We start from the raw sequence: 16,141 nt of genomic DNA on the forward strand, positions 1-16,141 counted from the left end.
GAGATCGGATCGGTCATGCCCGCCAGCATCACCGGGCCGAGCCGGTGGTGCTGGCGGGCATCGGACGGGCAGCTTCAGAAGACGGGCAGCTTCAGAAGCGGATGTCGTCGGCCACCGGGACGTCCGCGGGCACCGGCACCGCCGAACGCTTCGTGCGCAGCGACGGCTTGTCCGTCTTCTGCGGCCCCGGTCGCGCCGCAGAACGCCGGCTCCAGCGTGTTCATCAGCCCCTGCGTCACCGCGCCGTTGTTGGAGGCGTTGGCGAAGACGACGACCGTCCGCCTGCCGTCGCGCGTCGCGAAGGACTGCGTCTGGTAGCCCTGGACGATGCCGCCGTGGCCGTAGACCTTGCCGCAGGAGAGGGAGACCTCGCGGAGGCCCAGGCCGTAGGCGATCTTGGCGGTGGGAGTCGGCAGCACGGCCGTCATCTGGCGCAGCGACGCGTCGGAGACCAGCCGGCCGCCGAGCAGCGCGCCGACGAAGCGGTCCATGTCGGCGGCGGAGGAGATGACGGCGCCGGCGCTCCAGACCCAGGAGCCGTTGGACTCGGTCGAGTCGAGGAGCGGCTTGGAGCGGTCGTCGTTCGTCAGGTAGCCGGTGATGTGCGGGCCGGCGATGGTCTTGTCGGGGACGACGAACGAGGTCTGCTCCAGCCCCAGCGGCTCGATGATCTCCTCGCGCAGGACGTCCGCGTACGCGCGGGCCGTGAGGTGCTCGACCGCCATGCCGAGCAGCAGGTAGTTGGTGTTGGAGTACGCGTACTGGGTGCCCGGCGTGGACTGCTTTCCGTGCTTGACGGACAGCGCCGCCAGCTCGGCCGGCTTGTAGACCGTGTTGCGGATGCGCTTCTCGAAGGCGCTCGTGGTCTCCTCGCCCGGCTGCTCCAGCAGGTCGTTGGTGTGGTCGTAGATGCCGGAGCGGTGCTGCATGACCTGCCGGACGGTCATGTTCCAGCCTTCCGGGAGGGTCCCGGCCGGGAGGTAGCCGCGCAGCGGCTTGTCGAGGTCGATGCGGCCCTGTTCGGCGAGGTGCATGACCAGGACGGCGGTGAACATCTTGGTGTTGCTGCCCACGCGGAAGCGCCAGTCGGCGTTCATGGGGGTGCCGTCGAGGTTCGCCTTGCCGACGGCGACCGACCGAGGAGTGCCCTCGCCGTCCCGGATCACCGCGAAGGCGCCCGGTGCACCCGCCGCGACGGTGCGCTGCAGCGCCGCGCGGACCCCCGCGTCGTCCCGCACCCCCGGATCGGCGACCGGATCGGCGACCGCGCCCGTGGCCCCCACGGCCGCCAGCACCACACTGCTCATGGCCACCGTCGCGGCCCGTACAACACCAGTTCTCATGATCGGGATCGTATAGGCGATCTGACGACCCGTCAGCAGTGAGGTGTGGTCACACCCGCGCCGACCGCGGTCCCACCGGCTCCAGCGCGTCCAGTTCGCTCCGCGCCCCCGGGATCCTCGCGAGCGCCTGGCGGCCGGGGCCGGTCAGGGCGTACTGGACGGCGAAGCCGGAGGCGACGACGAGGGCGCCGCCGACCGCGTCGAGGACGTAGTGGTTGGCGGTCCCGACGATCACCAGGAAGGTGAGGGTCGGGTAGACCATGCCGAGCGCCTTCATCCACAGCTTCGGCGCGACGACCGCGATGACGACGCCGCACCACAGCGACCAGCCGATGTGCAGCGAGGGCATCGCGGCGTATTGGGTTGGACAGTTCGGTCAGCGCCCCGAAGTCGGGGTTGGAGAGATCCTGCGGGCCGTTGGCCGTGTCGATGAAGTCACGGCCGGGCATCAGGCGCGGCGGGCGAGCGGGTAGGCCCAGAAGCCGACGAGCGCCATGAGGGTGGCGATGGCCAGGGCCGTGCGCGCCCAGCGGTAGGTGGCCGGGCGGCGCAGGTAGAGGAAGCCGAGCAGGGACAGCGGCACCAGGAAGTGGAAGGTGCCGTAGTAGTAGTTCATGCCGCCCTTGAGCCAGCCGACGCCCGCCACGAAGTGGTTGAAGGCGTGCTCGAAGTCGACGTGCAGGAACTCCTCGATGCCGAGGATCTGCCGGCCGTGGGTCTCGGCGACGCTCCGCTCGTCGGGGGGCGCTGCCGCGGATGTACGAGTAGGCGAAGTAGCCCACCCGTATCAGCATCAGCTCCAGCAGCAGGTTCGGGCGGTTGAGCGGGGCGCTTCCAGAAGCCCATGAGCGGGATCCAGGAGAGAAGCGGCCGGGCTGCGGGTCGGCGACCGGGGTCGGCACGGGCCGCTCCCACATCGCGGAGCCGCGGGTGAGGAACGGTACGGCGCAGGCGGCGGCGAGCGCGCGGCGAGCAGCGGGGCGTTGTCGCCGACGGGGGCGAGGGACGGGGTTGTCCGGCATGAGGATCCTGCTGGGCAGCGTCATGACGAGCACGACGAGCACCGGCCACACCAGCCGGTCCGCGCGGCGGCGGCCGACCCGGCCGACGAGGGCGAGCAGGATCCACAGTTGCTGGTGCTGGAAGGCGGTGGGCGAGACGGCGACGGTGACGCAGCCGGTGATCGCGGCGGCGAGCAGCCGGCTGCCCGTCGCGGGCGTAGTGCACGGCGCGGCGCAGCCGAGGACGGCGACGGCGGCGGCGACGCACCGCGTAGAGCGCGATCTCGACGGGACCGTGCAGGCCGAGGCGGAGCAGGAGGCCGTGCAGGGACTGGTTGGCGAGGCCGTCCGGCTGGTCGCCGAGGCCGGCGCCGGCGAGGTGGTGGATCCAGTACGTCCAGGAGTCGTCCGGCGCCGCGGCCCAGGCGAGGGCGGTGGCGGCGGCGAACGTCGCCCCCGCGGTGACGGCCGCGCGGCGGCGGTCGGTGAGCCGGAGCAGGGGGACGAAGAGCAGGACGGCCGGCTGGAGGGCGGCCGCGAGGCCGCAGAGGACACCGGCGGAGCGGCCGGGGCCCGCCGCGAGCCGGGGCAGGCAACAGGCGGGCACGACGAGGAGGACGGGCAGGATGCTGGTCTGGCCGAGGGTGAAGGTGTTGCGGACGGGCAGCGAGAGCACGGTGAGGCTCACCGCGACGGGCGCGGCGAGCAGGGCCGTGCGCCGGGAGAGCGGTCCGGGCAGCGAGCGGGCGGCGACGAGCGCGAGGGCGACGACGAGCAGCAGGGTGCCGATCGTCCAGCCGATGCCGAGACTGTGCTCGGCGGCGCGGGTGAGCGGTCTGAGGACGAGACCCCCGAAAGGGGTGCCGGTGAACTGGTCGTTGTCGTAGAAGGAACCGCGCGTGCGCAGCACGCCGTGGTCCCCTATCCAGGTGGCGAGTTCGGTGAACCGGCGTTCGGGCGGCCGGCGCAGGACGACGGCGGCCTGACGGACGGCCAGGACGCCGGCGACCAGCCAGAGGGCGCCCAGCGCCAGGACGGTCCGCGGGCCCGCACTCGACGGACCTGCCGGTCCGCCCCGTTCTGCATTCACCACGCCCCTGCCGCTCCTCCGGTCGACCTGCTCGGTCACTCTCGTCGGGCCCTGTGCGACCTTACTGAGTCCTGGCGGACACCTGCAGGCCACCCCCAAGTCACGTACAACCTTCCCCAGATGGCCTGAATGTGTTCCGGACAGATCTTTGAGGCCCGGCCGCACGGCCGGGGTGGAACGGGGTGGCCGGGTACGCGGCGGTGGACGCCCGTGTCACGGATCTATATCAGGTGCTCGCACCGAGTGACGACAGGCCCACGCGGTGGAACCGGGAGCCGTCCGACGGGCTCTCAGAAAGCGAGGGTTCCCGGCCTACCAGCAGGACCAGGAAGACGAGGAAGAGGCAGGGCCGACCGTGACAAGACTTCCCCGCGCGGTGCGGACCGCCGCCACCGCGGCACCGCTGCTGCTCCTGGGCACGGCACTCCCGGCGGCCTCCGCCACCGCCGCGGACGCCCCGCCCGCCCTCCCGCTCGTACCCGCCGCGGTCCGCTCCGTCCGGCCCGGCGACCGCCTGACCGTGACGGCGCGCGACGGCGAGGCGGGCAACGGCGACGTCGTCCTCTCCGACGCGTTCACCGCGCGCGGCACCCTGCGGATGCGGGCCCCGCTGCTGACCGCGACGGTCACCGTCGCCTGCGACGCCGCCCCCGGCGACCACCGCGTCGAGACGAACCTGCCGCCCGCGCAGGGCGGCGCCGCGCACCCGGCCTTCCGCACGACGCTCCGCGTCCGGGACGCGGACGCGCGGGCCCGGCGGGAGTGCCGCGACCGGCAGCGGGACCACCCGGCGCCGGCGGACCCGCCCGAGGAGCGCTGGCCGGCGCACACGAGCTGGCCGCAGAGCCCGTGGGACGTCCGCTCCTTCGCCCCCGGCAGCCGCGTCAGACTCACCGACAACGAGGACGAGGGCGTGGACGACGGCGCGGTCACCATGATCTCCCCGGCGTTCGCCGCGGCCGCGCCCGCCCGCGACCGGGGCCGTGCCGTGAAGGTGGCGATGGCCACGATCTCCTGCGGCACGAAACCGGGCGTCTACCCCGTCTACCGCAAGGGCCCCGTCGCCACCGGCTCCACGAAGGAGGTATGGGCCCGCTACCGGGTGACGGAGGCGTCCGCGGGCAGCACGGCGTGCCGGGAGACCGCCGCGGACCCCGGCCCGGAACACCGCGCCCTGCCGTGGGCGGTGGGCGGCGGCGCCCTGGCCGTCGCCCTGCTGGGCGCGGGCGGGGCGTTGGCCCGCGTCAGACGGACGCGACGACGTACGGCCGGCGGCTGAGGGCCGACGGACCGCGGTCGTCGGCGGGCGCCCGCGAAACCCCTCGCGCCCCGGCCCCCGCCGTGCCACGCTGCCGCCCCATGACCGAACACCCCGTGACCGACCCCCTCACCATCGCCCCGGCCCCCGCCGGCTCCCCCGTCGCCGACGCCCTGTTGCGCGCGTACCTGGCCGACGTCGCCGGCCGCTGGTACCGGCTGCGGCACCAACGCCCCTGCACACCGGAGGAGTTCGAGCGCCACCTCGCCGAGATCCGCGACGACGACCTCGACCCGCCGCGCGGCGTCCTCCTCGTCGCCCGCCGCGGGGACGAACCGGCGGGCTGCGCCGGGCTGCGGCGGCTGGACGACGAGAGGGCCGAGGTGACCCGGATGTACGTGCGCCCCGCGCACCGCGGCCGGGGCGTGGCGCCCGCCCTGCTGACCGCCCTGGAGGAGACGGCCCGCCTCTGGGGCGCGGCCCGGGTGGTGCTGGAGACGCGGCGGGACCTGACGGAGGCGCGGGCGCTGTACGCCCGGCACGGCTACACCGCGATACCGGCGTACGTCCACGGCCCGCACGCCGAGGTGTGGCTGGGCAAGGAGCTCGACCCGGCCTGACGTACCGTCAGAAGCGGTGGTCCGACCGCTCCCCGTTGTGCGGCTGCTCCGCGTCCGAGCCGCACATCTCGGTGCTCAACTCGCGGACGAGCGCGTCGAGATCGGTGGGCCGGTCCGGTGTCCACCAGTCGCCGAGCAGCTCGGCGAGCGAGTCCTCGCGCGCCCGGAGGAGCAGCCCGGCCTGCCGCCGCCCCTCCTCCGTGGGGAAGACCTGGACCCCGGCGCGGGCGACCAGCCCCCGCGACTCCAACTGCCGTACCGCGTCGGTGAGGACGTGCAGCGGGATGTCCACCCGCTCGGCGAGCAGCGGCGGTTCGATGTGCCCGTGGCGCTCGGCGCGCAGCAGCATCCAGCTCGCGGCGGGGTGCAGATCGAGCCCGGCCCGTTCGGTGATGTGCTCGTAGACCTGTTTGCGGCCCTCGCGGCTGCCGAGCAGGGACAGCGCGCGGGCGACCTCGTCGCGCGAGGAGCGTTCGACGGGGTTGCTGGAGACGACCTCGCTGGCGTCGGGGGCGGTGACGCCGCCGCGCAGCGGCTCCTCCTTGAGCCACCAGGCGAGGGCGAAGGCGAGCAGCCCGACGGGGGCGGCGTAGAGGAAGACGTCGGTGATGGAGTCGGAGTACGCGACGAGGACGCCGCTGCGGACGGACGGCGGCAGCCGGTCCAGGGCGCGCGGGTCGGCGGTGAGGCCGGCGGCCGTCACCCCCGGCGGGAGCGTGGCTCCGGCCAGCGCGTCGCGGACGCGCGGCCCGAGCTGGTTGCTGAAGATCGTGCCGAAGACGGAGACGCCGAAGGAGGCGCCGATGGAACGGAAGAAGGTGGCGCCGGAGGTGGCGACGCCGAGGTTCTCGTAGGAGACGGAGTTCTGCACGACGAGCACCAGCACCTGCATGACGAGGCCCAGCCCGAAGCCGAACACGAAGAAGCAGACGCTCATCACGGCCGTGCTCGTGGCCGGCTCCAACTGGTGCAGGAGCAGCAGCCCGACGATCATCACCGCGGTGCCGGAGATGGGGAAGAACCGGTAGTGGCCGGTGCGGCTGACGATCTGGCCGGAGCCGGTGGAGGCGATCAGCATGCCGGCGACCATGGGCAGCATGTGGACGCCGGACAGGGTCGGCGTGACGCCCTTCACGACCTGGAGGAAGGTCGGCAGATAGGTCATCGAGCCGAACATCGCGAAGCCCACGATGAAGCCGATCACCGAGCAGAGCGTAAAGGTGCGGTTGCGGAACAGCCCGAGCGGCAGCACCGGTTCGGCCGCACGCCGCTCGACGAGGACGAACGGCACCAGCAGCAGCACGCCGAGCACCCCGAGGCCGATGATCTGCCACGACGACCAGGGGTAGCTGACCCCGCCGAGCGAGGTCATCAGCACCAGGCAGGTCGCCACGCAGGCGATCAGGAACGTGCCGAGGTAGTCGATGCGGTGCGGGGTGCGGCGGACGGGGATGTGCAGGACGGCGGCGATGACGGCGAGGGCGACGATGCCGATGGGCAGGTTGATGTAGAAGACCCAGCGCCAGCTGAGGTTGTCCACGAACAGCCCGCCGAGCAGCGGGCCGAGCACGCTCGCCCCGCCGAAGACCGCGCCGAACAGCCCCTGGTAGCGGCCGCGTTCGCGGGGCGGGACGATGTCGCCGACGATCGCCATGGACAGGACCATCAGCCCGCCGCCGCCCAGGCCCTGGAAGGCCCGGAAGCCGATCAGTTCGGGCATGTCGCCGGCCATGCCGCAGAGCGCGGAGCCCACGAGGAAGATGACGATGGCGGTCTGGAAGAGCTTCTTGCGCCCGTACTGGTCGCCGAGCTTGCCCCACAGCGGGGTGGCCGCGGTGGAGGCGAGCATGTAGGCGGTGACCACCCAGGACAGGTGCTCCAGCCCGCCGAGGTCGCTGACGATGGTCGGCAGCGCGGTGGAGACGATCGTCTGGTCGAGCGCCGCCAGCAGCATGCCGAGCAGCAGCGCGCCGATCGCGAGCCGGACGGTACGGGTGGTCTGCCCCTCGCCGGGAGCGGGTGCGGCGGCCTCCGCCGCACCCGGGGTCTGCTGCGCCATGGCACCGCCTCCTCGGGCTCGGGTCGGTTCCGGCGCGTCCTTCCCATGGTCGTCCGGACGGGCGATTTCGGCCCGCTGGACTGACCCGTCGTGGGGTGTCCGCTCCCCCGCCCACCCCTGTGACCTGGTGCGTTGGCGCAAAAGCACTACTTTTTTGTATCTTTGGGAAACAAAGTGGCTCCGCCCGCACTCCCTGACCGGTGGGCGGAGCCGCTTGTTTCTTTTTCGCGACCGCTTCTTCGCGACTACGTTCTTCGCGACTACTTCTTGAGCAACGCGACCTCGGGGAAGTCCGCCGACGCCCCCTCCAGCAGCGGGCTCGCCGTCCCGTTCAGGTGCCGGTCGAAGAAGGCCGCCACGTAGGCACGGGTGAGCGCGTTCGCCCGGTCGCTCTTGAGCGTGCCGAACGCCCCCTCGGCGGCGTCCGGCGGCAGGCCCTCCGGCAGGCCGACGGCGTCCGCGAGCCAGTGGTTGTCGGTGAACGTCATGTGGCCGCCCTTGCCGACGTCCAGCCACCGCTTCCAGCCCGTGAGGTTCTTCCAGGCCGGGCTCCAGGTGTCCCGCTCGCCGCCCAGCTCACCGGCGCGGGCCGCGCCCAGCAGCATGACGGGCTTCTTGATCCCGCCCGCGGGCTGCTCGGTGAAGAAGTCGCCGTCCATGTCGGCCGCGGCGGCCACCCGCGCGTCCTGGCCCGCCACCTCGACGGCGCTCGCCCCGCCGATCGAGTGCCCGGCGACGCCGATGCGGGACTTGTCGACCTTCAGACCGGCCACCAGGCCGTCGCCGGTGGTGATCCGGTCGAGCAGGAAGCGGATGTCCTTGGCCCGGTTGCGGACGATCGCCCCGTTGTCGACGTCCTCCCTGACGCACAGTTCGCACTTCTCCACGCGGCCGCCGGGGAACTCCACGGCGGACTCGTAGGTGTGGTCGAGGGCGGCCACGACGTAGCCCCGGCTCGCCAGGTCCTCGGCCAGCGAGGTGAGCGAGGAACGGCTCTGGGTGAGGCCCGGCGAGAGGACGACGACCGGCCGCGCCCTCCCCTGCGCGGGGGCGGCGTCCACGACGGCGTGGGTGCGCACGGTGCTCAACTTGTCGTTGCCGTACAGCTCCCGGGAGAGCGCGGCGGAGACGTACGGCGCCTTGGCGCCGGCGGCGGAACGGGCCGGGTACCGGACCGAGACCATCAGCTCGCGGGGCCCGGCGGACGGCTTCCAGGGGTCGGTCCGGGCCGAGTCCACCAGGCGCAGGGTCTTCTCGCCGATGGCCTGCTTGCCGGAGGGGGCGGGGACCTCGGGGGCCGGTGCCGCGGCCTTCGCGGGCTTCGGGGCGGCGACGGCGGCCGCCTGGGGCGCCACCAGGGCGGCGGTCAGCAGAGCGGCGGCGACGCCGCCCGCGCGTACGGAATTCTTCATGATCGCCACGCTAGGAAGCGGAGGGGCGGACGGCATCGGCCGCCGGGAGGAGCGGGCCGCGGCGCGGGCCGTACCGCGCGGGGTCCCCTCCCCGCCGACCGGCGGGGTTGGCTGACGATACGTCACCACACAGGCACCCCAGGTGACTTGAGGCCCCACCCCTCAAAGGAGGACGACCGGACGGCCACCGCCGTTCCACCGCGCGACGGAGGGGACCGGCCCCCGCGGACGAGGCTCCGCCCCCGCCCCGCCGGACGGCATGGCCGCGCCGGGCGGACGCGCGGCGTGACGGCCTGCCGGCGGCCGTCACGGTCTCGTACCACCGCAGGCACCGGGGCCATGCCTTGTCCGTTCCGGAGGCGACTTTGTATCGTGGATGAACAAAGCCCGTCCCATCACCGCAGGAGTTGCAGTATGCGCAGGTCAGAGACCATGGGCGCGATCAAGGCCGTTCTTCTCGACATGGACGGCACCATCGTCAACTCCGACGCGGTCGTCGAGCGCTGCTGGCGCCGCTGGGCCGAGGAGCACGGCCTGGACGCCGACGAGGCGCTCAAGGTGGTGCACGGCCGCCAGGGCTGGGCCACCATGGCGCACCTCCTGCCGGACCGGCCGATGGAGCTCAACCACGAGGACAACCGCCGGATGCTGGAGGCCGAGACGGCCGACACCGACGGCGTCGTCCCCATCGGCGGCGCGCCCGCCTTCATGGCCTCCCTCGCGGACGTCCCGCACGCGCTGGTCACCTCCGCGGACCGCGCCCTGGCCGAGGCCCGCATGGGCGCGGCCGCCCTCCCGATGCCGGCCGTCCGCATCACGGCCGAGTCGGTCAGCGCCAGCAAGCCGGACCCGGAGGGCTTCCTCAAGGGCGCCGCGGAGCTGGGCTTCGCCCCGTCCGAGTGCGTCGTCTTCGAGGACTCCGAGGCGGGCGTCGCGGCGGGCCGCGCCGCGGGCATGCGCGTCGTGGGCGTCGGCCCCCGCGCGGCGTCCCTCGGCCCGGACGCGCACGTCATGGACCTGACGCGGCTCCGCGTGGAGCGGACGCCGGACGGCACGGTCACCCTCCACTTCACGGAGGCGTGAGGCCCGGTCCTGCACCCGGATCACCGATCCGGGTGCAGGACCTTCCGGCACACGCGTACGGACCTGTCCCGTACGGACTCACCTTGTGCGACAGCACCTTGACGCGGCACGGTGACGACCGATCCCGCTCCGGACCCGCCGACTTCCCCGGGGACAAGGGCTCACCGAGGCGCGCACTGTCGAAGCGTCCCGAAAGGGGATATCCGGTAGTCATCGGGGCATTCGGTCGGCAGGCTGGAGCCATGAACTCCCGGCTCGGTGACACGCCAAGGCACTCCTGGCTCGGCGCCCCGATCGACGCCCGCCCCCTGTTCGCCCCCGAGCACGCCGCGCTGATGGCCACGCTGCGCGGCCTGGCACCCGCCGACTGGGGCAAGGAGGCGGTGCCGGGCTGGACGGTGCGGGATCTCGCCGCGCACGTCCTGGGCGACTTCTACGGGCGCCTCGCCCGGGACCGCGACGGGCACCGGGAAGGGCCCGCCCTCGCACCGGGCGAGACGCTGGAGGCGTTCATCCACCGCATCAACCAGGAATGGGTGCACACCTTCTCCCGGGTGAGTCCGGCCGCGCTCACCGACACCCTCGACCTGGTGGGCGGGCAGGTGGCCCGGTTCTTCGAGGCGGCCGACCCCGGCCCGCCGTCGCTGGGCGTGTCCTGGGCCGGTGTCGATCCGGCACCGATGTGGCTGGACAGCGCCCGCGACTTCACCGAGTTCTGGACCCACCGCCAGCAGATCCGCCACGCGGCCGGCCGGGAGACCGACCCCGACCCGCGGTTCCTGTCCCTGGTCCTGGACACCTTCATGCGAGCTCTGCCCCATACCCTGCGCGAGATCGCCGCGCCGGTCGGCACACAGATGCAGGTGCGGATCGACGGCCCGGCCGGCGGCACCTGGACCGTGACGGCCACCGGGGATCGCTGGTCACTCGCCGAGCCGGACGCCGCACGTCCCGCCGCGGCCGTTCGCCTGGACGCGGAGACCGCCTGGCGGCTGTGCGTCCGCGGCATCCAGCCGGACGCCGCCCTCGCCCGTGCCCGCATCGACGGCGACCGGGAACTGGCCGAAGCCGCTTGCCGGATCCTGTCGATCGTCCACTGACAGCGACGTCCAGGTCCACCAGCGGCGATGCCGGTCGCACGCCCCGCATCACCACGGACGGCGCACTCACCAGTGCGTCACCGACCCGTCGGACGCGACCTGGCCCATCGCGTCCGTCCGCTCGGCCAACGCCCGCAGTTCCGGCGAGGCGGAGCGGCCCGCGACGAGCATCAGGTCCCGGATCGCCGCACGGGCGGCGGTGTGCGAGCGGACCATCTCGGGGGCCAGTTGCTCCGCCGCCAGGAAGCGCTCCACCGCGTCATCGACATGCCGCAGTTGGGCATGGGCCCGCCCGACGTCGAGGGCGAACCGCGCCTGCCGCTCGGTGGACATCCCTGCCGTGTCCAACTGCCCCGCGACGTCGAGGGCTTCCCCGGCGTCACCGAGGTCGACGGCGACGGCCACCGCGTGGACCTCCACATTGGTCGGGCCGAACTCCAGGTTGAAGTCATTCCTGTTGCGCCCCATGCGCCGGGCGACGCGGCGCGCGCATTCCGTCGCGTGACGGGCGTCCGCCCGGTTCCCGGACCGGGCGTGCACGAGGGCGAGCACCAGGTGGAAGGCCCCCAGGAGGGACAACTTCTCGTCGGATCCCCCGGATTCGCCGACGCTGCGCTCCAGCGCGTCCGCCGCCGCCCTCGCGACGTGCTCCGCCTGGTCGTACCGCTTGAGCCAGACACAGGCGTGGGCCAGCCGGTAGGTACCCGCGAACACATCGAGAACGCGGCCCGACATCTCGGCCGCGGCGATCGACCGGTCGGCGGCCACCCAGGCGGCATCCGCCTCGTCCTGCCGGACGAAAGCGGCCGACAGCGCCTGGTACGTACGGGCCAGCAGGCCGTACGACATGGCGCGTTCGCGCTTGCCCGCGGTGCGGGTCGTCCGCTCCAGCGCGGGGACGAGTGCGCTCAGCGCGACGGTCAGCTCCGCGTGGCGACTGCTGTGCGCCAGGGCCCACACGCGCTCGACGTCCGCGCTCAATTCGGGAAGCGAGGGGTCCGGGCGCCGTTCCCCGAGCGACAGGAGGGTGCCGAGGGCCGGATGGCCGGAGAGCACGAGCCGGGCGCGGTCCAGGTCGTTCGGCGGGGGCGAGGGCTCGGCCGGATCCGGCGGGGCGTCCGGGCGCAGTTCCGTCACCGCGACTCCCAGGCCGTCCACCAGGAGGCGCAGGACATCCAGCCGGTTGACCGGCTGCACCCCGCGCTCCACCTGGGAGAGCCAGCTCGTCGTGCGTCCGACCGCGGTCGCCAGATCCTTCTGCGTCAGCCCTCGCCGGGCCCTCAGTTCCGCAACCCTCGCGCCGAACGCGCCTCGCCCGTTGTCCGCCACCGGACCGATCACACCTTTCCGTCGATGTGCTCCAGGAAGGTCACGTCGGTCCGTGCCACGAACTTCCGGCGCTCTTCGAGGAAATGCCGGACATGCGGCTGCCGTTCATGGGCCTCGAACGCCGCACGGTCCGCATAGAGCTCATAGAAGACGCGTACGGCCGGTTCGTCCGGTACGCGATGGTTCACATACACCACCGTCCCCGGTTCGTCCCGGCGAATCCCTTCGAGCGTCCTCGACACCAACTCGTCGAAGGCCTCGGCGGCTTCCTCGCTCCGCAGCGTGAAGCGCACGACCAGCCCGTATCCCACGGCCATGTCCGTCCTCCCCTCAAGTCGCATCAAGAATCGCAGAAGTGGAGCGGACCGAGGTAGACGCAGATTTTCTTGACTCGCAGAAATACTGCGAGTAGCGTCGCGGTCACGCCGAACAACACACTCGCGCCCCACGGGAACTGCGTTCATCCGCAGGCGGCTTGGGTCACACGGGACGGAATGAGCACCTGCGGCGCGTGCGGCACGCGCCGCGTCACCGACTACCGGGCGCTCGGGCTCGCCCTGGAAGTACCCGAGCGCACGCAGCTCTACGGGCCGACCCGCACCCACCGGGGCACCGCTCGCCCGGAGGCCGGAAGACCCGACGCCCCCGCGACCTCTCGCCGGGAGGACCTGCACCGGAGAGTGTCCGAGGCGAACCGGCGGAGCACGGTGGGAAGACCATGGCAGCCCGTGACCACTCCTACCCCGCCACCGCCTCGTACAGGCTGAACCCCGCCAGCGCCAGCATCACCAGCGCCGCGATCTTGGTGATCAGCGCCAGGGGGACGTAGCGCAGCAGCGCCTTGCCGCCGACGATGCCCAGGCCCGCCACGGCCCACAGGCCCAGGACGGCGCCGACGCCGACGGAGAGCGGGTCGTCGTAGCGGGCCGCGAGGTTGGCGGTCATGATCTGGGTCAGGTCGCCGAACTCGGCGACGAGGATCAGCATGAAGCCCGCGCCGGAGACCTTCCAGAAGGACTGGTCGGCGGGCGCCTTGATCGCCTCGTCGTCATCGTCCTTCTTGAACAGCAGCACGGCCGCGCCCAGCAGGAAGGCCACACCCACGACCGCCTGGAGCAGGCGGTGCGGCAGCAGCGTGAGGAGGCTGCCGGCGGCGATGGCGAGGGCGACGTGGACGGCGAAGGCCGCGGCGACGCCGGCGAAGACGTAGGACGCCCGGTAGCGGGTGCCGAGCATCAGGGACGCCAGGGCGGTCTTGTCCGGCAGCTCGGCCAGGAAGATCACGCCGAAGACCAGGGCGGTCACGGTCGGGCTGATCAAGGGATTCTCCCCTTCGGTGGGGCTGCCGCACCGAAGAGCCTGCCGGATCGGATCAGGGGTCGCTTCGGCTCGGCAGCGTCGTGGACACTGCGGCCGAAGGTCTCGCTGACCCGCACCGTCGACCGGTACGGGCTCCGGGCGCCGGCCGGGCGCGAGGCCCAGCAGTATGTCGACGGTCCGGCGAAGAGCTACTCCCCTTCTGCTCCCCTCAGGGTACGTGACGCCCGCCGGTGCGCCGACCGGGCAATCGCTCCGCTCCCGTCGCACCCTGTAATCAGGAGCCCGGGCATCAGGGGACCCGGGACGCCGCCCCCGGATAACCGAACGGTCTCGAAGGGGGAGGTCAGGGGGAGATAAAGAACTTGAACTTGCAAGTATTGTGAGGGGTACCTAACCTTTGGACCTCTCGTCGTATCCGTCCCCCGACACGAGGAGCTCCACCATGACCTCCGGATCCACCCAAACCACGTCCAAACCGTCGTCCTCCCACGGCTCCGCACCGCTCGCGGAGCGCCTGGACGCGGCCCGGCCGTACGTCCTGTCCCTGTTCCGCATCGTCGTCGGCCTGCTGTTCGCCTGCCACGGCATCGCCTCGCTCTTCGGAGTCCTGGGCGGCGCGGCCGGGACGAACGGCGGCACGATCGACGCCGGCACCTGGCCCGGCTGGTACGCGGCCGTGATCCAGATGGTCTGCGGCCTCCTGGTCATGATCGGCGCCGGCACCCGCGGCGCGGCCCTGATCGCCTCCGGCTCGATGGCGTACGCGTACTTCGAGACGCACCAGAAGCTGGCGCTGTGGCCGATCCAGAACGGCGGCGAGGCCGCGGTGATGTTCTGCTGGGCCTTCCTGCTGCTGGTCTTCACGGGCCCCGGCCCGCTGGCCCTGAGCCGGCTGTACTCCCGCGGCCGGTGACCTCGCGGGCGGGGCTCCGGCCCCGCCCCGACGGGTCGTCACGGAACGCCCGGGGCATGTGATGAGCGTCTCGCCGAAGCGGTGATGCGCACTACATCGCGTGCCCCATTCACATTTCCCAGAAGCCCCACGCGTACTGTGTACGGTTGTGAAGGCCGCTCCTGCCGCTCCCCTGCGACATCGCGGCGGGGGACCGTACCAGGAGAATCGGACGTGCTGGAGCAGTTGGGGGCGTTGGCCGACACCCCATGGATATACGTCATTGTCGGAGCGTCCGTCCTGTTGGACGTCTTCCTGCCGGTGCTGCCGAGCGGCGTACTGGTGATCACCGCCGCCACCGCCGCCGCGGGCTCGGCCGTCAGCACCCACAGCGGGACCGCCTTCCCGCAGATGTGCGCCCTGGTGGCCTGCGCCGCGACCGCCTCGGTCGTCGGTGACCTGGTCGCCTACCGGCTCGCCTGGCGCGGCGGCGACCGCTTCGACCGCGCCATCGCCCGCTCCCGCCGGCTCACCACGGCCCAGGAGCGGCTCGGCACCGCGCTGCTGCGCGGCGGCGGCGCGCTCGTCGTCGTCGCCCGGTTCGCGCCGGCCGGCCGCTCGGTGGTCAGCCTGGGCGCCGGGGTCATGCACCGCCGGGTGCGGGAGTTCCTGCCCTGGTCCGCGCTGGCCGGCCTGTCCTGGGCCGTCTACAGCGTCTGCCTGGGCTACTTCGGCGGCAAGTGGCTCGGCGCCACCTGGATCGGCACGGCGGTCTCCGTCCTCGCGCTCTTCCTCGCGGGGGCGGGCGCCGCGTTCCTCGTCCGCCGGCCGCGGCACATCGAGGCCGAGGCGGGCTGATCGGCCGCAGCGAGCGGAGCAGGAGAACGCCGGACGGGCCGATGCCCGTCCGGCGTTCTTCATGCGACGGGCGTCAGTAGACCTTGGTCAGTGCGCCCTGCTTGCCGGCGAACGGGCTCAGCCCGTTCCGCCACAGCGAGTCCACCCGGCTGCGCTCGTTCGCGTTCGGGTAGCGGTTGGTGCAGGACGTGCCGGGGCCGCCGCCCGACATCAGCTCGCTGCACGGACCCGAGTAGTGGTCCGGCAGGCCGAGCACGTGACCGGTCTCGTGGGCGGTGACGCGCACCGAGTCGTACTGCTGGTTCTGGCGGTAGTCGAGGAAGATGTACCCCCGGCCGTGGCCGTCGGTGCTCGCGTACGAACCGCGCGAGTCGTTGCCCTCGTAGTAGCGGAAGTCCGCGTTCCCGCCCTGCTGCAGGCGGATGTTGCGGACGGAGCTGTTCCATATCTGCGCGCTCTGCGATATCTGGCTCGCGAAGCTCGGCGCCTGGCTGGCGTCGTACGTCACGGTGACGGCCTGCAGCCCGGGCGACGCCGCCTGCTTGGCCTTCGCGGACTTCATCACCGCGTCGAAGAACGCCTTGTTGTTGGCCTCCTCCTGGGCCGAGCCGACGTAGGAGGATCTCGCGGTCTGCTGCTGGGGCGGGCGTGGCCGCCGTCGCCGGGACGGCCGTTGCCGCGGTCGCCAGGCCGAGGCCGAGCGCGGCCGACGCGGCCAGCAGGGAACGCTTCATGGAGCGGTTCATGTGGGGGACTCCAATTCTGCGGAGTTCGTG

The 16,141-nt window shown here is 72.6% G+C and carries 14 protein-coding genes and 2 pseudogenes; 7 read left to right on the forward strand and 9 right to left on the reverse strand.

What is annotated here, in order from left to right; genetic code table 11:
• Window positions 1–74 precede the first annotated feature (74 nt).
• The 3 genes and pseudogenes from ABD794_RS11025 to ABD794_RS11035 form a co-directional block, all read right to left on the reverse strand.
• On the reverse strand, window positions 75–1,343 hold the full coding sequence (locus ABD794_RS11025) for a serine hydrolase domain-containing protein (protein WP_344962742.1): 1,269 nt from the start codon (window positions 1,341–1,343) through the stop codon (window positions 75–77).
• A 49-nt stretch (window positions 1,344–1,392) separates the two neighbouring features.
• Window positions 1,393–2,046 (reverse strand): annotated as a pseudogene (locus ABD794_RS11030) (phosphatase PAP2 family protein).
• On the reverse strand, window positions 1,956–3,437 hold the full coding sequence (locus tag ABD794_RS11035; protein WP_344962744.1) for a glycosyltransferase family 87 protein: 1,482 nt from the start codon (window positions 3,435–3,437) through the stop codon (window positions 1,956–1,958). The pseudogene ABD794_RS11030 and the gene ABD794_RS11035 overlap by 91 nt, the downstream one beginning before the upstream one ends.
• Before the next feature lie 352 nt (window positions 3,438–3,789).
• Between ABD794_RS11035 and ABD794_RS11040 the strand changes: the two genes are divergently transcribed.
• Together ABD794_RS11040 and ABD794_RS11045 are read left to right on the forward strand one after the other, a co-directional pair.
• A complete protein-coding gene (locus ABD794_RS11040; protein WP_344962746.1) occupies window positions 3,790–4,713 on the forward strand; it encodes a hypothetical protein in 924 nt (307 codons plus the stop codon).
• Window positions 4,714–4,808: 95 nt separating this feature from the next.
• Window positions 4,809–5,312 carry a GNAT family N-acetyltransferase gene (locus tag ABD794_RS11045; protein ID WP_344962748.1) on the forward strand — a complete coding sequence of 168 codons (504 nt, stop codon included), beginning with the start codon at window positions 4,809–4,811 and terminating at the stop codon, window positions 5,310–5,312.
• Between the two features lie 7 nt (window positions 5,313–5,319).
• Here ABD794_RS11045 and ABD794_RS11050 read toward each other — a convergent pair whose 3' ends face one another.
• Both ABD794_RS11050 and ABD794_RS11055 read right to left on the reverse strand, forming a co-directional pair.
• The gene (locus ABD794_RS11050) at window positions 5,320–7,371 is read right to left on the reverse strand and encodes an MFS transporter (protein ID WP_344962750.1); all 2,052 of its coding nucleotides are present in this window, start codon (window positions 7,369–7,371) and stop codon (window positions 5,320–5,322) included.
• Between the two features lie 260 nt (window positions 7,372–7,631).
• Complete coding sequence (locus tag ABD794_RS11055) at window positions 7,632–8,783, reverse strand: alpha/beta hydrolase family protein (protein WP_344962753.1); 1,152 nt, start codon at window positions 8,781–8,783, stop codon at window positions 7,632–7,634.
• A 414-nt stretch (window positions 8,784–9,197) separates the two neighbouring features.
• On the opposite strand from ABD794_RS11055, the gene ABD794_RS11060 reads away from it, so the two are divergent.
• Together ABD794_RS11060 and ABD794_RS11065 are read left to right on the forward strand one after the other, a co-directional pair.
• On the forward strand, window positions 9,198–9,866 hold the full coding sequence (locus ABD794_RS11060; protein WP_344962755.1) for an HAD-IA family hydrolase: 669 nt from the start codon (window positions 9,198–9,200) through the stop codon (window positions 9,864–9,866).
• A 242-nt stretch (window positions 9,867–10,108) separates the two neighbouring features.
• Window positions 10,109–10,966, forward strand: coding sequence for a maleylpyruvate isomerase family mycothiol-dependent enzyme (locus ABD794_RS11065; protein ID WP_344962757.1), 858 nt, complete (start codon window positions 10,109–10,111; stop codon window positions 10,964–10,966).
• 66 nt (window positions 10,967–11,032) lie between these two features.
• Here ABD794_RS11065 and ABD794_RS11070 read toward each other — a convergent pair whose 3' ends face one another.
• On the reverse strand, window positions 11,033–12,295 hold the full coding sequence (locus ABD794_RS11070; RefSeq protein ID WP_344962759.1) for a helix-turn-helix domain-containing protein: 1,263 nt from the start codon (window positions 12,293–12,295) through the stop codon (window positions 11,033–11,035).
• Window positions 12,296–12,303: 8 nt separating this feature from the next.
• The gene (locus ABD794_RS11075) at window positions 12,304–12,612 is read right to left on the reverse strand and encodes a putative quinol monooxygenase (RefSeq protein ID WP_344962761.1); all 309 of its coding nucleotides are present in this window, start codon (window positions 12,610–12,612) and stop codon (window positions 12,304–12,306) included.
• Window positions 12,613–12,681: 69 nt separating this feature from the next.
• On the opposite strand from ABD794_RS11075, the gene ABD794_RS18875 reads away from it, so the two are divergent.
• Window positions 12,682–13,062 carry a DUF6255 family natural product biosynthesis protein gene (locus tag ABD794_RS18875; protein WP_425585995.1) on the forward strand — a complete coding sequence of 127 codons (381 nt, stop codon included), beginning with the start codon at window positions 12,682–12,684 and terminating at the stop codon, window positions 13,060–13,062.
• Here ABD794_RS18875 and ABD794_RS11080 read toward each other — a convergent pair.
• A complete protein-coding gene (locus ABD794_RS11080) occupies window positions 13,034–13,615 on the reverse strand; it encodes a TMEM165/GDT1 family protein (RefSeq protein WP_344962763.1) in 582 nt (193 codons plus the stop codon). The two genes, ABD794_RS18875 and ABD794_RS11080, sit on opposite strands and share 29 nt — an antisense overlap.
• A gap of 442 nt (window positions 13,616–14,057) precedes the next feature.
• On the opposite strand from ABD794_RS11080, the gene ABD794_RS11085 reads away from it, so the two are divergent.
• Together ABD794_RS11085 and ABD794_RS11090 are read left to right on the forward strand one after the other, a co-directional pair.
• Entirely contained in the window at window positions 14,058–14,528 is a 471-nt protein-coding gene (locus tag ABD794_RS11085; RefSeq protein ID WP_344962765.1) for a DoxX family protein, read from the forward strand.
• Between the two features lie 213 nt (window positions 14,529–14,741).
• On the forward strand, window positions 14,742–15,365 hold the full coding sequence (locus ABD794_RS11090; protein WP_344962767.1) for a DedA family protein: 624 nt from the start codon (window positions 14,742–14,744) through the stop codon (window positions 15,363–15,365).
• Between the two features lie 73 nt (window positions 15,366–15,438).
• Here ABD794_RS11090 and snpA read toward each other — a convergent pair.
• Window positions 15,439–16,099: pseudogene (gene snpA, locus ABD794_RS11095) on the reverse strand (snapalysin).
• Between the last annotated feature and the right edge of the window lie 42 nt (window positions 16,100–16,141).

Source organism: Streptomyces thioluteus, from assembly GCF_039535865.1.